The 17105-nt window shown below is 51.7% G+C and carries 14 protein-coding genes; 3 read left to right on the forward strand and 11 right to left on the reverse strand.

The window, feature by feature from the left end; all coding sequences use genetic code 11:
- Positions 1 to 36 precede the first annotated feature (36 nt).
- From LPA02S_RS01285 to LPA02S_RS01295, 3 genes are all read right to left on the reverse strand, one after another.
- Positions 37 to 993 carry an aldo/keto reductase gene (locus LPA02S_RS01285; protein WP_056956744.1) on the reverse strand — a complete coding sequence of 319 codons (957 nt, stop codon included), beginning with the start codon at positions 991 to 993 and terminating at the stop codon, positions 37 to 39.
- A 110-nt stretch (positions 994 to 1103) separates the two neighbouring features.
- On the reverse strand, positions 1104 to 1538 hold the full coding sequence (gene msrB / locus LPA02S_RS01290; RefSeq protein WP_056956745.1) for a peptide-methionine (R)-S-oxide reductase MsrB: 435 nt from the start codon (positions 1536 to 1538) through the stop codon (positions 1104 to 1106).
- Positions 1539 to 1642: 104 nt separating this feature from the next.
- Positions 1643 to 1960, reverse strand: a complete 318-nt coding sequence (locus LPA02S_RS01295; RefSeq protein WP_054649245.1) for a DMT family transporter — start codon at positions 1958 to 1960, stop codon at positions 1643 to 1645.
- Between the two features lie 292 nt (positions 1961 to 2252).
- Between LPA02S_RS01295 and LPA02S_RS01300 the strand changes: the two genes are divergently transcribed.
- Together LPA02S_RS01300 and LPA02S_RS01305 are read left to right on the forward strand one after the other, a co-directional pair.
- Positions 2253 to 3179: a LysR family transcriptional regulator gene (locus LPA02S_RS01300; RefSeq protein WP_054649243.1), complete on the forward strand. Its 927-nt coding sequence runs from the start codon at positions 2253 to 2255 to the stop codon at positions 3177 to 3179.
- 508 nt (positions 3180 to 3687) lie between these two features.
- Positions 3688 to 4359, forward strand: coding sequence for a Crp/Fnr family transcriptional regulator (locus LPA02S_RS01305; protein WP_054649241.1), 672 nt, complete (start codon positions 3688 to 3690; stop codon positions 4357 to 4359).
- A 903-nt stretch (positions 4360 to 5262) separates the two neighbouring features.
- Here LPA02S_RS01305 and LPA02S_RS01310 read toward each other — a convergent pair.
- Positions 5263 to 6051, reverse strand: coding sequence for a hypothetical protein (locus LPA02S_RS01310; RefSeq protein ID WP_054649239.1), 789 nt, complete (start codon positions 6049 to 6051; stop codon positions 5263 to 5265).
- Between the two features lie 423 nt (positions 6052 to 6474).
- Entirely contained in the window at positions 6475 to 7290 is an 816-nt protein-coding gene (locus tag LPA02S_RS01315) for a Cof-type HAD-IIB family hydrolase (RefSeq protein ID WP_056956746.1), read from the reverse strand.
- A gap of 223 nt (positions 7291 to 7513) precedes the next feature.
- On the opposite strand from LPA02S_RS01315, the gene LPA02S_RS01320 reads away from it, so the two are divergent.
- Entirely contained in the window at positions 7514 to 9343 is a 1830-nt protein-coding gene (locus LPA02S_RS01320; RefSeq protein WP_054649237.1) for a GGDEF and EAL domain-containing protein, read from the forward strand.
- A 54-nt stretch (positions 9344 to 9397) separates the two neighbouring features.
- On the opposite strand, the gene LPA02S_RS01325 is transcribed toward LPA02S_RS01320, so the two are convergent.
- The 6 genes from LPA02S_RS01325 to LPA02S_RS01350 all read right to left on the reverse strand — a co-directional run bounded on the left by LPA02S_RS01325 (position 9398) and on the right by LPA02S_RS01350 (position 17053).
- Positions 9398 to 10750, reverse strand: a complete 1353-nt coding sequence (locus LPA02S_RS01325; RefSeq protein WP_056956747.1) for a PTS transporter subunit IIC — start codon at positions 10748 to 10750, stop codon at positions 9398 to 9400.
- Positions 10751 to 10899: 149 nt separating this feature from the next.
- Positions 10900 to 12324 (reverse strand): 6-phospho-beta-galactosidase, encoded by a 1425-nt coding sequence (gene lacG / locus LPA02S_RS01330; RefSeq protein WP_054649235.1) that lies wholly within the window; start codon positions 12322 to 12324, stop codon positions 10900 to 10902.
- A gap of 18 nt (positions 12325 to 12342) precedes the next feature.
- On the reverse strand, positions 12343 to 12696 hold the full coding sequence (locus LPA02S_RS01335; protein ID WP_054649233.1) for a PTS lactose/cellobiose transporter subunit IIA: 354 nt from the start codon (positions 12694 to 12696) through the stop codon (positions 12343 to 12345).
- A gap of 24 nt (positions 12697 to 12720) precedes the next feature.
- Entirely contained in the window at positions 12721 to 13584 is an 864-nt protein-coding gene (locus tag LPA02S_RS01340; RefSeq protein WP_054649231.1) for a PRD domain-containing protein, read from the reverse strand.
- A 27-nt stretch (positions 13585 to 13611) separates the two neighbouring features.
- Complete coding sequence (locus LPA02S_RS01345; RefSeq protein WP_056956748.1) at positions 13612 to 15351, reverse strand: PTS lactose transporter subunit IIBC; 1740 nt, start codon at positions 15349 to 15351, stop codon at positions 13612 to 13614.
- Positions 15352 to 16039: 688 nt separating this feature from the next.
- Positions 16040 to 17053, reverse strand: coding sequence for an NAD-dependent epimerase/dehydratase family protein (locus LPA02S_RS01350; RefSeq protein ID WP_054649229.1), 1014 nt, complete (start codon positions 17051 to 17053; stop codon positions 16040 to 16042).
- Positions 17054 to 17105 lie beyond the last annotated feature (52 nt).

Here is a 17105-nt window from a genome sequence, read left to right on the forward strand (position 1 = left end):
CTTATACTCTGCTTTCTAAACGGCCTGCTCCGCCCTCTACGGCAAATCATGCCCCGCCGCAAAGTAAATATCGTACCACTCCTGGCGGGTCAAACTAACATCCGCACCCGCCGCACTATCACGAATATGGTCCGGATTCATCGTGCCGATAATCACCTGCATGTGCGCCGGATGCCTCAAAATCCACGCCGCCGCAATCGCATTCTTCGACACTCCGTACTTCTCCGCCACAATTCCCAGTACCCGGTTTACCTCTGGGAACGCCGGATTATTAATGAACGTCCCCTGAATCTGACCGTACTGGAACGGCGACCAGGTCTGAATCGTCATCCTGTGCAACCGTGAATACTCAATCACACCACCATCATGATCCACACTCGCCTCGTCCGTCATGTTCGTGTGGATGCCGAAGTCAACTGGCCCCGTGTGCATAACCCCGAACTGCAACTGGTTCACCAACAGCCTCTGGTTGACCGCCGACTGCAACAATTCCACCTGCCCAGGGTTAAAATTCGACACCCCAAAGTGGCGTACCTTGCCGCTAGCGAGCAACTCATCGAACGCCGCCGCGACTTTGTCCACGTCCATCAACGCATCCGGCCGGTGTAGCAACAGAGCATCCAAATAATCGACCTGCAGCCGCTCTAGAATCCCGTCGACCGCCTCTAAAATGTGGTGCTTGGAAAAGTCGTAGCGCCCACCATACGGCGCCTCGCCCAACGGTGAATCACCCTTGCTGGGTACAATCCCCGTCTTGGACTGAATGAAGAAGTCATTCCGGTTCGCGCCGGCGCGCTTCAACGCCTTGCCCAACACGCGCTCCGAATCGCCGCCACCGTAGATGTCGGCCGAATCAATGTAATTAATGCCTACATCCTTGATGGTATCCAGAACCGTCGCAGCCTCGGGAGCCGTCAACGCGTTCATCCGCATGATGCCCAGCGCCACCGCCGATGCACGGTAGTTACTGTTGCCCAACTGTACTTTATGCATATTCCTAACCTCGATTGTTTGTAATCGGTTCCATATTTAAGGTAAACCGCGCCGCCACGAACGTCAAGCCGTGGCGGCGCAGCTGTCACTAGTCACGCATCAAAAAACACTTACTCCGCAAATAACGTGCGGTACTCCCCGTAGCCCTCTTTGTCCAAATCAGCTACCGGTACGAACCGCAAAGCCGCGGAATTAATACAGTAGCGTAAGCCACCCTCCGCCGCCGGTCCGTCCGTAAACACGTGACCCAGATGCGAGTCTGCGTCCTTACTCCGCACCTCCGTCCGCTCCATGCCGTGGCTCTGGTCGCGGTGCTCCTTAAGCTGCTTAATGGGCCGCGTGAACGACGGCCAGCCACAGCCGGCATCATATTTGTCCCGCGACGAAAACAACGGCTCCCCACTCACCACGTCAACGTAAATACCATCATGAAAAAAGTCGTCGTACTGCCCACTAAACGGGCGCTCCGTGGCCGCTTCCTGGGTCACCGCGTACTGCTCGGGCGTCAACCGCCGGCGCAATTCGTCATCATCCCTCTTGTCCATAGTCAGAATCCCCCTTTGCATCATCAATCGGTCTAGTTACTTTTTGTTAGTTTCCACCCACAGAATAACATGGTGGGATGCAAAAACAAAGACGCATCATAGCATTAACTGGTGGTTAACTTGATGCCCACAATACCAATCATTAGCAACGCCACAAAGCCCCATGTCAGCGAGGACAGGTGGTCGCCGAATAACGCCACACCCAAAATGATGGTGCCCACCGCACCAATCCCGGTCCAGATCGGGTACGCGAGGCTCAGCGGTAGGTGCTGCATTGCGCGCTCAAGCAACAGGAAGCTCGCCACCATGGCCAAGAGTGTGGTCACCGTGTACCCCCAAAGGGTAAACCCGTGGCTCAACTTCATCGTGGTTGCCCACACAGTTTCCAGCAGTCCCGCAATTACCAAGTAAATCCACGCCATTTTAAAAAGTCCTCCATGCATAGATAGGCATACTAGATGCCCAAAACAAAAGGACGCCCCCGCCCACTCCTTCTTGGCCTAATGGAGTGGGAGACAACGTCCGTCAACGGTTACTACCCGGCGGTAGCTTGATTCAATAATTGTGATTTTAGCACGGTGTATAAGAATGGTCAAAAGTTGATAGCAACCAAGCCCCTACAGCCGGGCAACCACAGACTATACTTGCGCCAGCATTCCGTTCGGCGCATACTAATTAATAACAGATACCAGTTACATCAATAAGGAGGGCACGATGGCCACACCCCTGAATCACGAACGGCAACTTGTAGATATCCTCACCGAGATTAGCCATACCGGCAGCGTTTCGCGCACCGCCGCGAACCTCTTCATGACTCAACCCACGGTCAGTAAACTTATCCGCAGCCAGGAAAAGCAGTACGGCGTGGCCTTGATTGACCGCGCGCAACACCCGCTGCGGCTGACCTACGCGGGTGAGTACTATCTAGACCAGATGCAACAGCTCATCCGGTCATACCAAAATGTTAGTAACAACCTCAAGGGTTACGCGGGTACGACGGTGGGACGCGTCACGATCGGCGTTAACCCGTCCCTCGCGCGAGTAGTGTTGCCCCAGCTACTGCCCGAATTTCACCGCCGTTTTCCACAAATACAGATTCGCCTCTTTGAGCAATCCGCCAGTAACATGGCGCAGGCAGTGCTTAACGGCGACATCGACCTTAATATCGGTACCGCCCGCACGTACGACGAGTCGCTGGAACACCAACGACTGTTCACTGACGGGGCGGCACTGGTCATACCGGTGCGGTTGTTGCCAGAAAATTTTGATGCCACACACCCTGGCAAAGTAGCCACTTTGATTAACGGTCAAGATTTCATCGAAGAGACTGATGACTCCGGCTTCCAACGTATGGTCACCAGCTACCTCACACAAACTGAGTCCGACCCCAACGTGGTGCTGCGGACTCCCAACCTCACCACCGCACTCCAATTGGCGAGTGCGGGCCTGGGCGCCACCATCGTCCCCGCATCACTGTTGGCCGAACAAACCGTAGAGGCCGATACGCAGATTGTGCCATTACCAATACCCGAATTTCAGGCGGACGTCGCCATTACATACAAAACGGCGGCGCAATTAAACGAAGCGGCCACGGAATTTTTAAATTTGGCACGCACAATTTTCGCATCAGGAAATGATTAGCACCCCTAGCAGCATCATTTACCCACGACGGCCGGTCATAATTAACGGCTTCGGAAAACGACGAACGTCGACGCAGGCCACAATGCAGCTTCCTGTGCCTAACACAATAATGCCGATATTCCTAAATTCGGGAATATTGGCATTATTACGTTAGTATTCGAAAACTAAGCACATTGTGGTCCACTCCCACAATTTTTTGCTTTTGATAGCCAAAGTCGGTAAAATGTGGATAACAACGTATACGAATTAGTTTACACACACTTCACCGTTGTAGCGACGCTAGGCTTGTTACTACGGTAGTTGTATCTCTTTCTGAAAAGATATTAGTCGTAATATAACCAGAAAATTAACCAGTTAATTATCGACGAATATTATCATGTGTAAATACTACGCATATAATGATTAAATGATGGCATCGGTCACGCCGAATTTTTACGGCGACCCTCTGGTAAAACTCAAATACCTTGGTACGCCGAATGCACCCGCAGACATCCGGGGAGATGCAACAATGAACAAATTAAACTTTTACGTTAATGGTGACTACGCGCAATTTAAGCCCTTACTCACCAAACTGGCTACCAAGCGCATTACCGTTCGTGCCGGTGAACGACTACAGGATACTAACGGGCGCCACTTCTACTATTACATAGAGGACGGTCTGATTATGCGGTCCGTGCTTTTCAAGTCAGGCTTGGAGCACGGTCTGTTGTTATGCGGCCATGATACCCTGACTCCGGTTTACCGATCGGAGGGTACAAGTCCCGAGAGTACGCTAAGCCTAGTGGCCATCCACGAGGCCCACGTCTTGGCAATCACCCATGATAAGATTGATGACTTGGTCTATAACAACCGCGACTTTAATCATCAGCTCATTATTAGTTACCAGAAAAATATTGATTACCTAATCCGTAAAAAGGAGCTGTTGTTGACCAGCACCGGCCTACAGCGATTAGCCTACTACCTCACCTGCTACCTAGACGAGTACGAACCCAAGGACAACACTGTCCACGTGAGTCAATCCCTAATGGGTAGCTTGGTGGTGCTCAACCCGGTCAACACGTCACGCAATATGAAAAAGTTGCGGGAGCTGGGTTTAATATCGACCGACCGTAACGGCATCAAGATCTTGAAGCGGAATAAGCTCAGGGAATTGGGTGAAATTGAGGAAATTACAATTTAATCGGGCCAAGCAGGCGTCACATATAGAGAATGTGATGCCTTTTTTATGCCTGGGGTGAACCCAGCTTTTACTCAGAATACATTACGGATGTTCTTGGTATAGGTTAGTCAACGATAATATAGGCGTGCAAGAGTAATTGGTCTAAACATTAAACAAAATTTGACTAAATGTGGCTAATTTTATCGCTTGATAATAGACAAGTATATACATTCAATGTATAGTGTCACCTGTAAAGTGTAAGTTGTAGGCACGTCGTGGTCCAAATGGACAAGGCGCGAAGCAACTGAACGTATGGTCACCGATACTTGTTGAAGCAATTCAACGTTCGCGAAGGCGCCACGGTGGGGGCCGTGGAGTAGAGGGTGCCTGCGTTGCCTGTGTGTGGGGCACGCCCCAGCAGGATTACCAGGACGAAGTGCGCAAGAGGGACAGAGGCTCCCGAGGCGGGCTTCGTTTTTTTTTAGTTAGAGTAGGTGCTTTCAGCACCGTACTCTAACTTAACTCGTACGCGGAAGCTGTGCGCAGCACCGCTGAGAGACTGGAGTGTTTACTGGTTTAACCGTAGTCAGAACGAGTAACGTAGTGTGCCAGTGCACGAGCGCTCACCCTTTACCCTTGCTTAACAAAATTCGCAAATAACCATAACGGTCTCTGCACAATTTCTTCACACTTGGTCGGCATAATAAGCAACATAGAAACGAGGAACCCAGACCTCGCTCCTACAACTTCTTCTTCATAAACGTGATGTGGTCTCCCAGAGCCGCATCGCCCTCCCTCATTGAGGCCTCCGTGTGGACAGCGGAGGCCTTTTTCTATTGTCACAAAAAAAGACCCGATACCGCAGTCGGCGGAATCGAGTCGTTGAATATAGATCAACATTGCGTTAATCCATTAACATTCATATTAGTTAGCAAAGTACAGCCGAACAAAACCGTTCGTGGCTTCGCAGGTCTGAAAGCTAATGCCGCCCCACTGAGCCTTACCGGCCATCAGTGCGTTGTACGCAGCGTCCGTCGTGTTGTTCTGGTTGTACAGAACCTGACGGATGGTGTACTGGTGGCCATTAACAGCGACCGTTGAGCCAACACCGGCGCTAGCGAGCGAACCAAAGGCAACACCGGTCCGTTCAAACAAGTAGTGATTGCTCATCCCCGTCCACTGGTACACATAACTGTCGGCCGGAACGGAGCCACTACCACTAAATGAGCGGATGGCATACGTCGACCCACCAACCGTGAAACCGGTAGTAGGCGTCGGTGCCTGGGCTTGACTAGCCTGCGTGCTCTGTGCCGTTGTGGACGCAGTCGCGGTGTTGCTCTGGTTAGCAGTATTCGTCGTGTTCGAGGTAGCGTTGTTCGCCGCGCTGGACGCACTAGTAGCGTTAGCATTCTGGTTACTCTGGCCACTTTGGCTACTTGCACTAGCCTGGCTGGCACTATTACTGCTTGCGCTAGACGCACTGGCAGCGGACGCCTTCTTGGCATCCTGCTGCTTGTGGTCCTTCTTCGCAGTACTCGTTGCCACAACCTTGCTTTTCTTGACGGCAGACTTCTTAGCCACTTTGTGACTGGAAGATTCCGAAGAGCGCACGGCACCATTAGCGCTGCTTGTTTGACCAGGTGTCCCCCCCAGGACGCCGACAGCCAACAAAGCCGCACTTGCTACAGAAGCAAAAATATATTTAATTTTCAAAAGTATCCCCCAATACTTAAAAACCTAGTAACAACTTACACTCAATATGGTGATAATAGCCGGTAAGTATTGGTCCGTCTTTATCGCACGATAACTTTTACCCAATAAATAGCTTTGTACATGTTGACGAATACGCATTCAATTGCCGCTGCTATTCATTTGCCTATTTTGGAATAACGGTAAATTTATTTTCCTGTTTGTGGCGTTTAAATGAGAAACACCAACTAGTCGCCGTTTTTGCATATGTAAAGCCTGTGCAAACAGCCGTATCATTGGTAAACGCCTCTAACGGCTAATTGCAAAGCGTTATCGTTACCATAGACTTTTATCAGGAAAATTTGTCCCAATAAAAAACGTGCGGTCGCAAAAATGTCAGTTTTGCTACCACACGTGCCAATAATGGCATAACAAATCGTTTGCGACCTAAACACCAAACCGCTTGATGGCCTCCGCAATGCCCCCGACATTATTGTCGGCCACCACCGCATCAGCTACCTGCTGGAGCGCCTTGGCGCCGTTGCCCATTGCAACACCCACGCCGGCCGCACGGACCATGGGCAAGTCGTTGCCACCATCACCAATCGCTAGCGTTTCCGCCAACGGGATATCAAAGTAGTCGCGCAAAAATGTTAGCGCCGCTGCTTTGGTCACCCCATCGTGCGTAATCTCCAAATAGGTCGGCTTCGACCGCGAGATGGCCAGCTCTAGCTCAGGACGGTCGGTCAACGCGGCCTCCAGCACGTCGATGGATGGCTCTTCGCCCATCACCAAAATTTTGTGGATTGGTTCCGTGCCGGCCAGCACTTCCCGGAGCGGCTGGACTTCCGGGGCAAAACCCGTGATGGCGGCCTCCTGTTGCTCCCAGTACTCCTCCTCGTCGACGTACCAGTGAAGTTCCGAGAACACGTTCACACTGACCCCGAGGTCTTGCTCGCGCGCCAACCGGTACACCGTCCGCGCCGCGCTGGTTGCGAGGGGCTCCTCAAACAAAGGTGCAAGCTCACCGTCCGCATCACGCTGAGTAATGTAAGCTCCGTTGAAGCTCACTAACGGTACGTCAAAGCCAAGCTGGTCGGCCAAAGCGGTCATCCCCAAAGGCGGTCGGGCCGACGCCAACACGAAACGCCCACCGCAATCCTTGTAATTCCGAATTGCCGCCACCACGTTCGCGGGAATGACGTGCTCATCGTTCACCAAGGTGCCATCGATATCACTAATCATCAGTCTGACTTTGCCCATAATCTCATGCCCCCTATTCGTCGTTCCCAGTGTACCATGGTTAGCGTATACATGACGATAGCGGCGCACTTAATCCCGAAACGTTTCCATGTACTAGCGGGAAATTATTTGCTTGTGGAATAGCCCACAAAGACCTAGACTGAACTTAGATAATACTGTGGGCTGTGGCGTCCTCGGGGGACGAATGCTACGACCAAAAAGCCGCCTTTGGGGAGGTGCACGCATGTCCATTAACCAAATTCAACCGCAGATTGTGCAATTGTTGGTGATGACATTCTTCATCACTAGCTTTGCCAGTTTCTACTCCAGCTATTGGCACCGTCTAGCCACGCAACCAGCAACGAATCCGTCATCGCCGGTTTGGCGCATACTGCTCTCGCTGGGCATTGAGGGCCTCGGCATCGTACTGTTTATCACGGCCAGCATGGTTGGACCGACAAACGCAGTCATATATACCAACGGTGCGCTAATTCTACTGTCATCCGTACTGTTCGATACCAACACAACCTGGCCGGAATACATGGTGCGCGTCGCGGGTATTCTGCTCGTTTGGATTGCGGCTCACTGGGACAACCTGACCAGCCCACTCGTTATGACGATGACCGTCGTTATGCTGGGACTGCTTTCTGTTATTCGGGCGCAATCGCGGACCACACGCGCCAACCTCGCGCTCAACATGACCATGTCCGCACTTGCCGACTTTGCATTCTGGATGACCCTCCCGGCCACCACGCTACTCGGCCTCGACGGTACCGGCCTGAGCCTCACCATCGCGATCGGGATGTTCCTCATCATGGCGAGCGTACTCAACATCTACTGGGTGTACCGCCATCACGCGATGACCAAAGCCGCCCAGATCACCAACAACGTGCTGACGACGGCCGCCACCTACGAACGGTACGAGCACCATATGACCGACATGTTCAACACAGCACAGGAGTCTGCCGGTACGTTCACCATGGCCGTGATGGACATCGACCACTTTGCCCAGGTCAACACGCAGTGCGGTCACATGGGTGGTAACGGCCTCCTGCTGGACCTTACCCACTTGCTGGAGGAGACGCTCCGCCAGTACGCCGATTCCGTCGAGATTCTCCGGACAGGTGGGCAGGAATTCACGGTCGCCGTAAAGAACGCCGATGGTCAGGCCGCCTTACCCATCATCGTGGCCTGCTGGCAGGCCGTGCGCACACACCATTTCTACTACAAAGGTGGTCAGGTTAACTTGACCGTATCGGTGGGGATGACCAGTATGCATCCCCGCGACGAATCGGTGGAAGATACTTACCAACGCGCGACGACTAACCTGCAGCAAAGCAAACATTCTGGTCGCGACGTGATCACCCTGGACGGCCAAGTGTACGGCCAGCACCATCAGGCCCACCACGCCGAACTGGCCTACTTTGGTCAGGGCATCTATGACGTCAACGCTGACAACCCGCGACTCGTGCACAACGAACTACTGCTGCGGCAATATGATGCGAGCCACCATCGTTGGGTGTTACCGCAAAGCTTTGAGATTAGCGTCGGCACCCAGATTAACTTGCTCCGGCACTTCCTTCGGCACTCACAATGCAAATCGGTCACGCTTAACCTCACCGCCCAGGAATTCCGGGACGCAACGGTAGCAACCGCGCTAACGCTGTTCAAGCAACGCGCGGACGGCCCCGAAGAATTGATTGTGGAAATCATGGACACACCCAGCCTGCAATACGTCCGTGAAATTAGCAGCATTTACCACGCTGGCGGGGTCAAAATATACATCGACGACGTGGGTAGCGACAACAGCTTTGAGCTAGTACACACCCTGTTTCCGTACGTCGATGGCGTGAAGTTCGCCATGCAGAACCTACGCAAAACGGCCACCTTTGAACAGATGGCCGAACGCATTAAATTCTGGACCGGCATCGCGCAAGAATACCACCTGGAGTTCATCCTCGAGGGCGTCGAAACGCAATACGAGATGGCGTTTGACCGCACCAACTTTGGTATCATGCTCGAGCAGGGCTACTACTTTGGCCGACCTGCGCCGGCGGAAAAAGCCGTTGCGTGAATACGTATCATTATCACTGCAAAGCAGCCGCGGCTGCTTTTTTGTTGACCGGTTTTACTGGTACTCCCGGTTACGGCGCCGCATCACGCGGGCGTACCAGGCAAATAGTAGCAGGTACGCAATTGTACCAACCAGCGTGACCATCACCCATTTGGCATCGCCACCACTACTTTTGCCTAATGCTACCGCCAGTAGTTGCTCCACGGGCCCCTCCTTAGTGGCCGCGCTGATTGCCATTATTCCATGCTCTCCCACTAGTGATGCGGTCGCGTGGGTGATAAACGGGGCGGACAGCGACCCGGCCCAGAGGAACAACGGTAATTCCACGGCGCCAATGACCACCATCCGGATTACCTTCCCGCGTGTCACCACTAGTAAAGCCGGTGTAACGCCCATCGCAATGATTCCCCCGAGCGGCAAAATACGGTTACCAGGTAAAATCAAGGCCTCCACAACCATAATGGGGGCCAAAATATTAGCGGTTGCCCACAGCTCGGAACGGCTCGACAAAAAGGCCCAATCCAACCCAACGTTGAGTGACCAACCGGCAAAAATGTGATTAAGACGGTTAGTTAATCCCTGCGTCAGTGGATCAACCGCCGCCGTGAACCAACCACCGATAACGTTAAATAATTCCAGGGTTGTCGCCAGCGTCAGGGCCAGCGTTGCCACTGATGTCAACGGTAGTCTCCCCATTAGCCCCACAAAAATGCCGATGTACATACCGATAGCAAACCGACTACCCGCAAACCCAATTCGATTATTCAAAGCGGCGGCATCAACATCAAAATGGTCCAGCCACCCCAAACACAGTGAGTACAATTTATCTAGCACCATCACGAGTGGGTTAATCATGTAGTTCAAATGGCTAGTGGTCATCAGACTACTAGGATTCCCCAGTAAGTCATTAAATGTCGGCTTCATCAGGTCCGCGTTAATTAATTTCAGCACCACCAGTAGCGCCACAAAGACTAGGGTTAGCCACAATGGGGCCCCAGTATACATAGCCAACAGCGCCGTAAAGGCCACATGCCAAATATCAAAGATGTCAATGTCCAACGTCTGGGTGTAACGTAATTTAAGCATGATAATATTGATGATCAGTGCCACGCCAAGAAACAGTAACGTGTGCGGTGCGGCCCACGTAATGGTGGCAATAGGCGCCCAGCCAACATCAGCCACAGGCAAATTCACGCCGGTTTGCCGGGCCATTGCGGCTAAAGCCGGTCGGTAAACGGTTGATAGTATCCCCACCGTCGTCACAATTCCAGTAATGGCGATGGCTAACTGCAGCGCTCCCGCCACGGCTTTACTCAGTGCCGACCCACTCACCCACGTGGCCAACCAAAGACATAACGCCATCACCACTATGGGATTAGCTCGGGTAAAATTAATTATGGTATCCACTACGCGCTTCCTTCCTGGTTCAACCGCAACACGCGCCAAGCCCCGTCTGAATCCCGATTGGGGAAATTCCGGCGGGGCTTAGTGTCATGCATTAGTTTACGTCCTGGTTCTAGAACCAGCAACTGGACAGTCGGCATTGGTCGGGGTGACTAGCCGCCAATTGTCCGTCCTAGCTCACGAAACCACAAGGTACTCTTTTTAATCTCACGCGCCTGCGTATCAAAGTTGACGTAGAACAAGCCATAACGCTTATTATAACCATTGGCCCAGGAAAACTGGTCTTGTAGCGACCAAACAAAGTAGCCCTGAACGTCAACACCTTCCACGCGCGCTTGGAGTAGCGCTTCAACGTGTCGGTCAATAAAATCAATCCGTTTATCGTCGTTAATTAGTTGACCCACGCCCTGATACTCGTCCTTGTACCCCAAGCCATTTTCCGTAATGTAGATGGTTTTACTGTTGGGATACTCGGTTGCAACCCGCTTGAGCATGTCATACATACCCTCCGGATAAATATTCCAATCCCAGTCGGTTTGGTCCACACCCGGCTTCTTCACATGCTGACCCACGCCCTTAAACTTGAACGCGCTAGTCCCCTTCTCACCAGTGCCATTGAAGCTATTCGTACTCTCACCAGCATAGGCGGTAACAAACGAAGGCTGGTAGTAGTTCATACCAAAGTAATCATTCTGGGTGGAAGCGGCCTTAATAATCTCCATATCGCCAGGTTCAATCGTTAGGTGCGCGTCATTAGCGTCCAACAATTCATCAATCAGTGCCATGGTGGCATCGGTATACTCACCCTTAAAGGTACCATCCAGTAAGAAACGGTTCATGAAGGCATCTTCCAAATCCGCCGCGTGTTGGTTGGCCGGCGTTTCTGGATACGCGTAAACCGGCTGTAATACGTGAATTAAACCGATGCGCCCGGCATACCCCTTCTCCTTGAACAGGTTTACTACCCGTGCGTGTGCCAGCAACTCATTATGTTGCGCCTGAATACCGCTAGTCACGTCAAAGTGGTGGCTGGGTGGGAAGTTACCCTGGATATACTGCGAAAAGGCCAGTGAAATTAGTTCGTTGATGGTGAACCAATTCTGCACTTCGGTAAACTCACCGAAACAGAAATCGGCGTACCGCACAAAAGCATCAATAGTCGCACGGTTCAGCCAATCACCGTCATCAAACAGCCGCTTGGGCGTGTCAAAGTGGTGTAAGGAAACGTAAGGCGTCACGCCGTTCGCAATACAGTCCGCAAACAGGCGGTGGTAATACGCTACTCCCGCTGTATTGGGCTCACCCGCTCCATCTGGGAAGATTCGTGACCAGGCGATTGATACCCGGACAGCGTTCAGTCCGTAGAGCTTGGCCAGCTCAATATCCTCAGGGTAACGATGGTAGAAGTCGCTAGCGGGATCCGGACTAAACCGGCCCTGCGCCGCTAAATAGTCATCCCACATGGTCTTACCCTTACCATCGACTTTGGTTGCACCCTCGACTTGGTACGCGGCGGTGGCCCCACCCCATACAAAGCCATCTGGCAACTGCTTAACACGTTTCAATAATGATTCCACGGTTCATTTACCCCCATCTTAATTGCGAGTATGGTCGGCCAACTTTTGTTCTAAATCATGAATACGTTCATATTCATCAATGAAGTACTTGGCCTCATTTTTGAGCATCATCGTGGTCATTAACGTGTCCTGCGCGTGCACCATGATGAACGTCACGTCCATCTCCTGACCACCGGCTTCGGCACTCAATAATTTGGTCTGCGTGTTGTGGGCAAGGTTAATTGACTCTTCCGCGGACTTAACTAGTTCACGTGCGTGGTCAAACTTGCCTTTGTGTGCTGAGTCGAGTGCATCCAGCAAGTCTGTCTCGGCGTCACCCGCGTACGCGACGATGTCGAACCCCGTCATGGAAATTTCTTTCTTTGTTGCCATAATCAATTACCCCCTGCGACTACGTTATTCCTGTGCGTCATTTTCTTGAATTAAACGTTGAATGTGGATGATGAAGTACAACCGTTCGTTCTCCGTCAACTGTACCTGGAGTTGCTTTTCCAGCTGGTCAGCAATCTCGGCAGCAATCCCGTACGACCGTGGAAATTTCTGCTGGTACTCCCGGTAGATTTCCGAGCTCAGTGTTTGGGCGTCCTGGTCGTTGGCTTTCACCCGTTCCACCATGTACTGCAAGTGAATCATGAGGCGGTCAAAGTAGTTCTGGTTCGCCACGTTGCGCTGAATATGATATCTACTGAACACGGATTTAACCGTGTTATTAACCTCAGTAGTCATATCTGGAGTAGCAGCAACCGTATCGTCGTTCTCCTCGCCCTGAGCGTTGATGAAGTGTAAAGCCAAACTTTTTACTTCGGCTTGTGGGAACTGCACGTTCAGAGCTCGGTTAATCGACGCCAAAGTTGCTTGGGCCACCGCGTACTCGGCCGGAAACCGGTCATGGATGTCTGGCACGACACTTGGCTGGTAACGGCCGTCCATCAACCGTTTATACATCTGAAACACGTGGTCAGTCAGCGTAATGTACACATAGTTCAGCAGCTGCATGTGGTAGTCACGCTTAGCCTGATCAACCGCGCCAAAGACGGTCACCACAATATCAATGGGTACATTTTTCAATAAACTCGCAAACTGACCGCGTACCCGGCTGTCATCTAGATAAAGAATTTTGCTAGCGTTACTGGCGTCGATGACATCGCCCTTACGCTTTCCAAAACCAATGCCTTTACCCTGAATGACGGCTTCCTTACCTTCACCGACTGTGACTAGGGCACTGTTGTTGTTATAGATCTGCCGAACTATTAACTTCATGGTGTCCTCCTACTATTATTATTCTAACTACCCCTTATCGTCCTCAGTATTGTTGACCGCGTCCAGGACAAACTTTACGGCGTTGGCCGGATCGTGCGTCAGCGCAATGTATTGCTGACCCTTAGTGGCCACGAGCTTAATACCCAGTTTATCAGTATCGGCCTTCAAATCGCTGTAATACGTACGAACCTGCGGGGCCAACACCACGAGGTCGTAATTCGGCAGAATATCGTGGTGCGAGCCATATGCACCCGCAGTCGCAACAATCGGTTCACCGGTCGCCTTCGCGCCTTCGACCAGTGCGTTCGCCAGTTGCTCACTAGTGCCACCACCGGCACAAAGTACTAGCACCTTAAGCTGCTGGTCAAGTTTCTTGAGTGGCTGCTCGTCTGCCTTGTCGACAGTATCGGCAGTCGTAGTGGCTGTGGCTTCCGTCGCTGTTGTAGCTTCAGCAACGGCCGGACCATCGGTGGCTCCAGCAACCGCCACGGCACCTTGGCCCTGTTCCTGCAAAATCAAAGTAGCGTCATACGCCTTAATGAACGGTAGGTAAATCAGGGCATCAAGGATTAACAGTATCGCCATAAGTACCAGTGAACTCCACTGGAAGTTGGTGTCTAGGAATGCCCCAATTGGCCCAGGCAATGCCCATGACAGCACGTACATAAACCCACGCATCAGGTGCAAGTCAATGAACAACTTACCAATGGCCACGTTCACCATCGGCGCGATGACAAATGGAACCAGGAAGTACGGGTTCAGCACAATTGGTGCACCAAATAGTAATGGCTCGTTCACGGCGAACATTACTGGTACGACCGACGCCGTCCCAATAGCTTTAAGCTGCTTTGACCGGGCAAATAGTAAGAAGAGAATCGGTACCACGAAGGTTGCACCAGTGCCGCCCAATTCACCCACAAAGTTCAAAAAGTTTTCGGACAGGGCGTGGATAGGAAAATGCCCCGCCTTGAATAATGCCAAGTTAGCCGTAGTGTTACCAAACAAAGCTGACTCAATGGCTGGCTTAACCACGGACGGACCATGAATACCCATGAACCAGAACAGGGGGATGAGGAACTCAACAAACATAATCCCCGGGTAAGTGTCGGCCCCTTTGAAAATTGGTGCAAGTACGGTCTGAATCACCTGTGCAAACGGTACGGACAGCCATGCCCGTGCAGCCACATCAATCAAAGAAAAAATCAAGGTAGCCATCCCAAACGGAATGATGTCCCGGAACGTTTGCGAAATGGCGCCAGGTACTTCCTTTGGTAGCTTGATGGTTAGGTCACGAGAAACACAGAACTGGTATACCCAAACGGTGACAAAGGCGGCTACGAATGCCGACAGAATACCATCCGTACCAAAGAAACCCGCCTGGTAGTTACCCGCCTTAGTCGTGCCGATGGCCAGTAGCATGAAGCCAACCATCGCGGCCATCATGGTGGAGGTATTGTTGATGAAACGTCCACCCTTCATGCGCTGGTTAATGGACCCAGTTAACGCCTTAGCGGTGGTCCCCGCTACATAGAAGCCCACAAAACCCATGGTGTAGTTATAAATCTTGTTGAACCACGCGTTGAGATCAGTTGGAATTGTAATACCAATTAGTGGTGGTACATTTGACAACAGAATGAACACACTGGAGAACAGGATGATTGGCATTGCAGCAATAAAGCCATCTTTAATTGCCATTAAGTAAATGTTGCGCGAGATTTTCTCGAACAGCTTTTGATGCTTTTCAAGCCTTGAGATAATAAATTGCATGACTCTTTCCTTCTTTCAGCATCGCTAGTAACAATGAATAATTGCATTGTTCAGAGCACCCCGGGGGCATTCACGTAATTATTAGCTATCTGAGCGCACAAAAATAACCGTGGTTACACCGCTGGTATTACCAGCGCCGTCAGCCACGGTTACGCCTAGTTGAGTAGTAACGATCCGTTTATGCTGTTGCTCTTTACAAAGGTTATAATAAACGCACTAACTGAATTTGTAAACGCTTTCTGAATTAAAAAACATTTTCTTTTTCGGGTCTATACGTTAAAGGCTCACCGGAAAGCGGCAGTTATAGAAAGCGTTTGCAGGTACAATAACAATTTTTTCTTACTTGAATCTCAATTGGCCCAACGGTATCACTTGAGTTGCCCGCGAAAGTATTAATGCTGGCGAAAGTAGAAAAATATGCCCATCCTTACTACAGTATTAACGAGAGACGAGCGGAAAGAGCTACCTCATCTATACGTAGAAAACTGGAGTTGCATACTGGTGACAGGGTCTATTTCAGCGAAAGCCACGACCAGTGCGTTATTACCAAATTCCCCCCGCACCTAATTGGCTTGAGTTGACACAACATATTCCCCACGTGCGCGTTATCTTCGATCAAAACGGACATTACGACGCAAAGCAGTCACCAAACTTTGACAAATGGATGCACGAAGACGACTAGCGGCGCCTACTTCACCAACCCGGCATCCATTAGTGACCGCGCTGCGTCCAAAACGGTTTCTGCGGGCGTGTGCTGAGTCCAACTCAAATCACGCTGCGCCGCGGCCGTTGTGTGCCGATAGCGGCGCCGTAGCATCGGTACCAGTGTCCGTAACGAGGGTACAAACCGCGACATCAACCGCACCGTCCAGTTGGGTGCGGCCACAAAGTGCAGGTGTAGCTCTGGAAACGCCTGCCGGTACGTGGCCAGCACTGACGGCATGGTCATCAACTGATCCGCAGCCAAATACCGGTGTCCTACAGCAGCCGGATTAGACAGCGCCAGCCGGTGTAAGGTCGCCAAATCGCGAACGTCAGTGATTTCCATCGGCACTTTGGGTACCAGGTGCTGCCCGCGCAACATTGTCAGCAGAATACTGTCTGAACTAATTTGGTCTGGAGTCAGAATGGGACCAAAGATAGCACCGGGCATAATCGTGGTGAGTTCCATCCCCTGTTCCCGCGCAAAATGCCACGCGGCCTTTTCTGCCGCAATTTTGGACCGCCGGTAAGGGTCTAGCTCGGGATTATCTTCCGGTGACCAGTATTCTTCATCCAATAACTGATCACCCACACTAGTTGGGGCGGTTGATGCTGCTTGAGAGCTGGTCATGACCACCCGGGTGACCCCTGCGTCATGTGCTGCCTGTAGGACATTAAGCGTCCCGCCCCGAGCAACACGGACCATTTCTGCCGTTGACTCGGTGCCGTGGCCCAAAGGCGAAGCAACGTGCATAACGGCATCCGCGCCGTGCATTCCTGCCGCCCACCCATCCGTACTGGTTAAGTCAGCGGTAAAGAAACTGAGGCGCGTGGCCTGCTCTGCTGGTAACCCACGCGTAACGCTACCGGTTACCCGGTCCGCTTTGCGCATGTTCCGTAACGAAGCGCGGACAGTATAGTCGTGCTGTAACAAATCCCGAATCACCCACCCCGCTACGAAGCCGGAGCCACCAGTAACCACAATCGTTTTGTTATTCATATTTACTCTCCCTCGGGTTAAAACCATCCGTCATTAATTTTGACAAACTTAT

The organism is Lacticaseibacillus pantheris DSM 15945 = JCM 12539 = NBRC 106106 (assembly GCF_001591865.1).
In the GTDB taxonomy this organism is placed as follows: Bacteria; Bacillota; Bacilli; order Lactobacillales; family Lactobacillaceae; genus Lacticaseibacillus; species Lacticaseibacillus pantheris.

Bases quoted from the DNA above. Each gene is read 5' to 3' on its own strand.
- LPA02S_RS01285 (WP_056956744.1), bottom strand. From the start codon at position 993: ATGCATAAAGTACAGTTGGGCAACAGTAACTACCGTGCATCGGCGGTG.
- msrB (WP_056956745.1), bottom strand. From the start codon at position 1,538: ATGGACAAGAGGGATGATGACGAATTGCGCCGGCGGTTGACGCCCGAG.
- LPA02S_RS01295 (WP_054649245.1), bottom strand. From the start codon at position 1,960: ATGGCGTGGATTTACTTGGTAATTGCGGGACTGCTGGAAACTGTGTGG.
- LPA02S_RS01300 (WP_054649243.1), top strand. From the start codon at position 2,253: ATGGCCACACCCCTGAATCACGAACGGCAACTTGTAGATATCCTCACC.
- LPA02S_RS01305 (WP_054649241.1), top strand. From the start codon at position 3,688: ATGAACAAATTAAACTTTTACGTTAATGGTGACTACGCGCAATTTAAG.
- LPA02S_RS01315 (WP_056956746.1), bottom strand. From the start codon at position 7,290: ATGGGCAAAGTCAGACTGATGATTAGTGATATCGATGGCACCTTGGTG.
- LPA02S_RS01320 (WP_054649237.1), top strand. From the start codon at position 7,514: ATGTCCATTAACCAAATTCAACCGCAGATTGTGCAATTGTTGGTGATG.
- LPA02S_RS01335 (WP_054649233.1), bottom strand. From the start codon at position 12,696: ATGGCAACAAAGAAAGAAATTTCCATGACGGGGTTCGACATCGTCGCG.
- LPA02S_RS01340 (WP_054649231.1), bottom strand. From the start codon at position 13,584: ATGAAGTTAATAGTTCGGCAGATCTATAACAACAACAGTGCCCTAGTC.
- LPA02S_RS01345 (WP_056956748.1), bottom strand. From the start codon at position 15,351: ATGCAATTTATTATCTCAAGGCTTGAAAAGCATCAAAAGCTGTTCGAG.
- LPA02S_RS01350 (WP_054649229.1), bottom strand. From the start codon at position 17,053: ATGAATAACAAAACGATTGTGGTTACTGGTGGCTCCGGCTTCGTAGCG.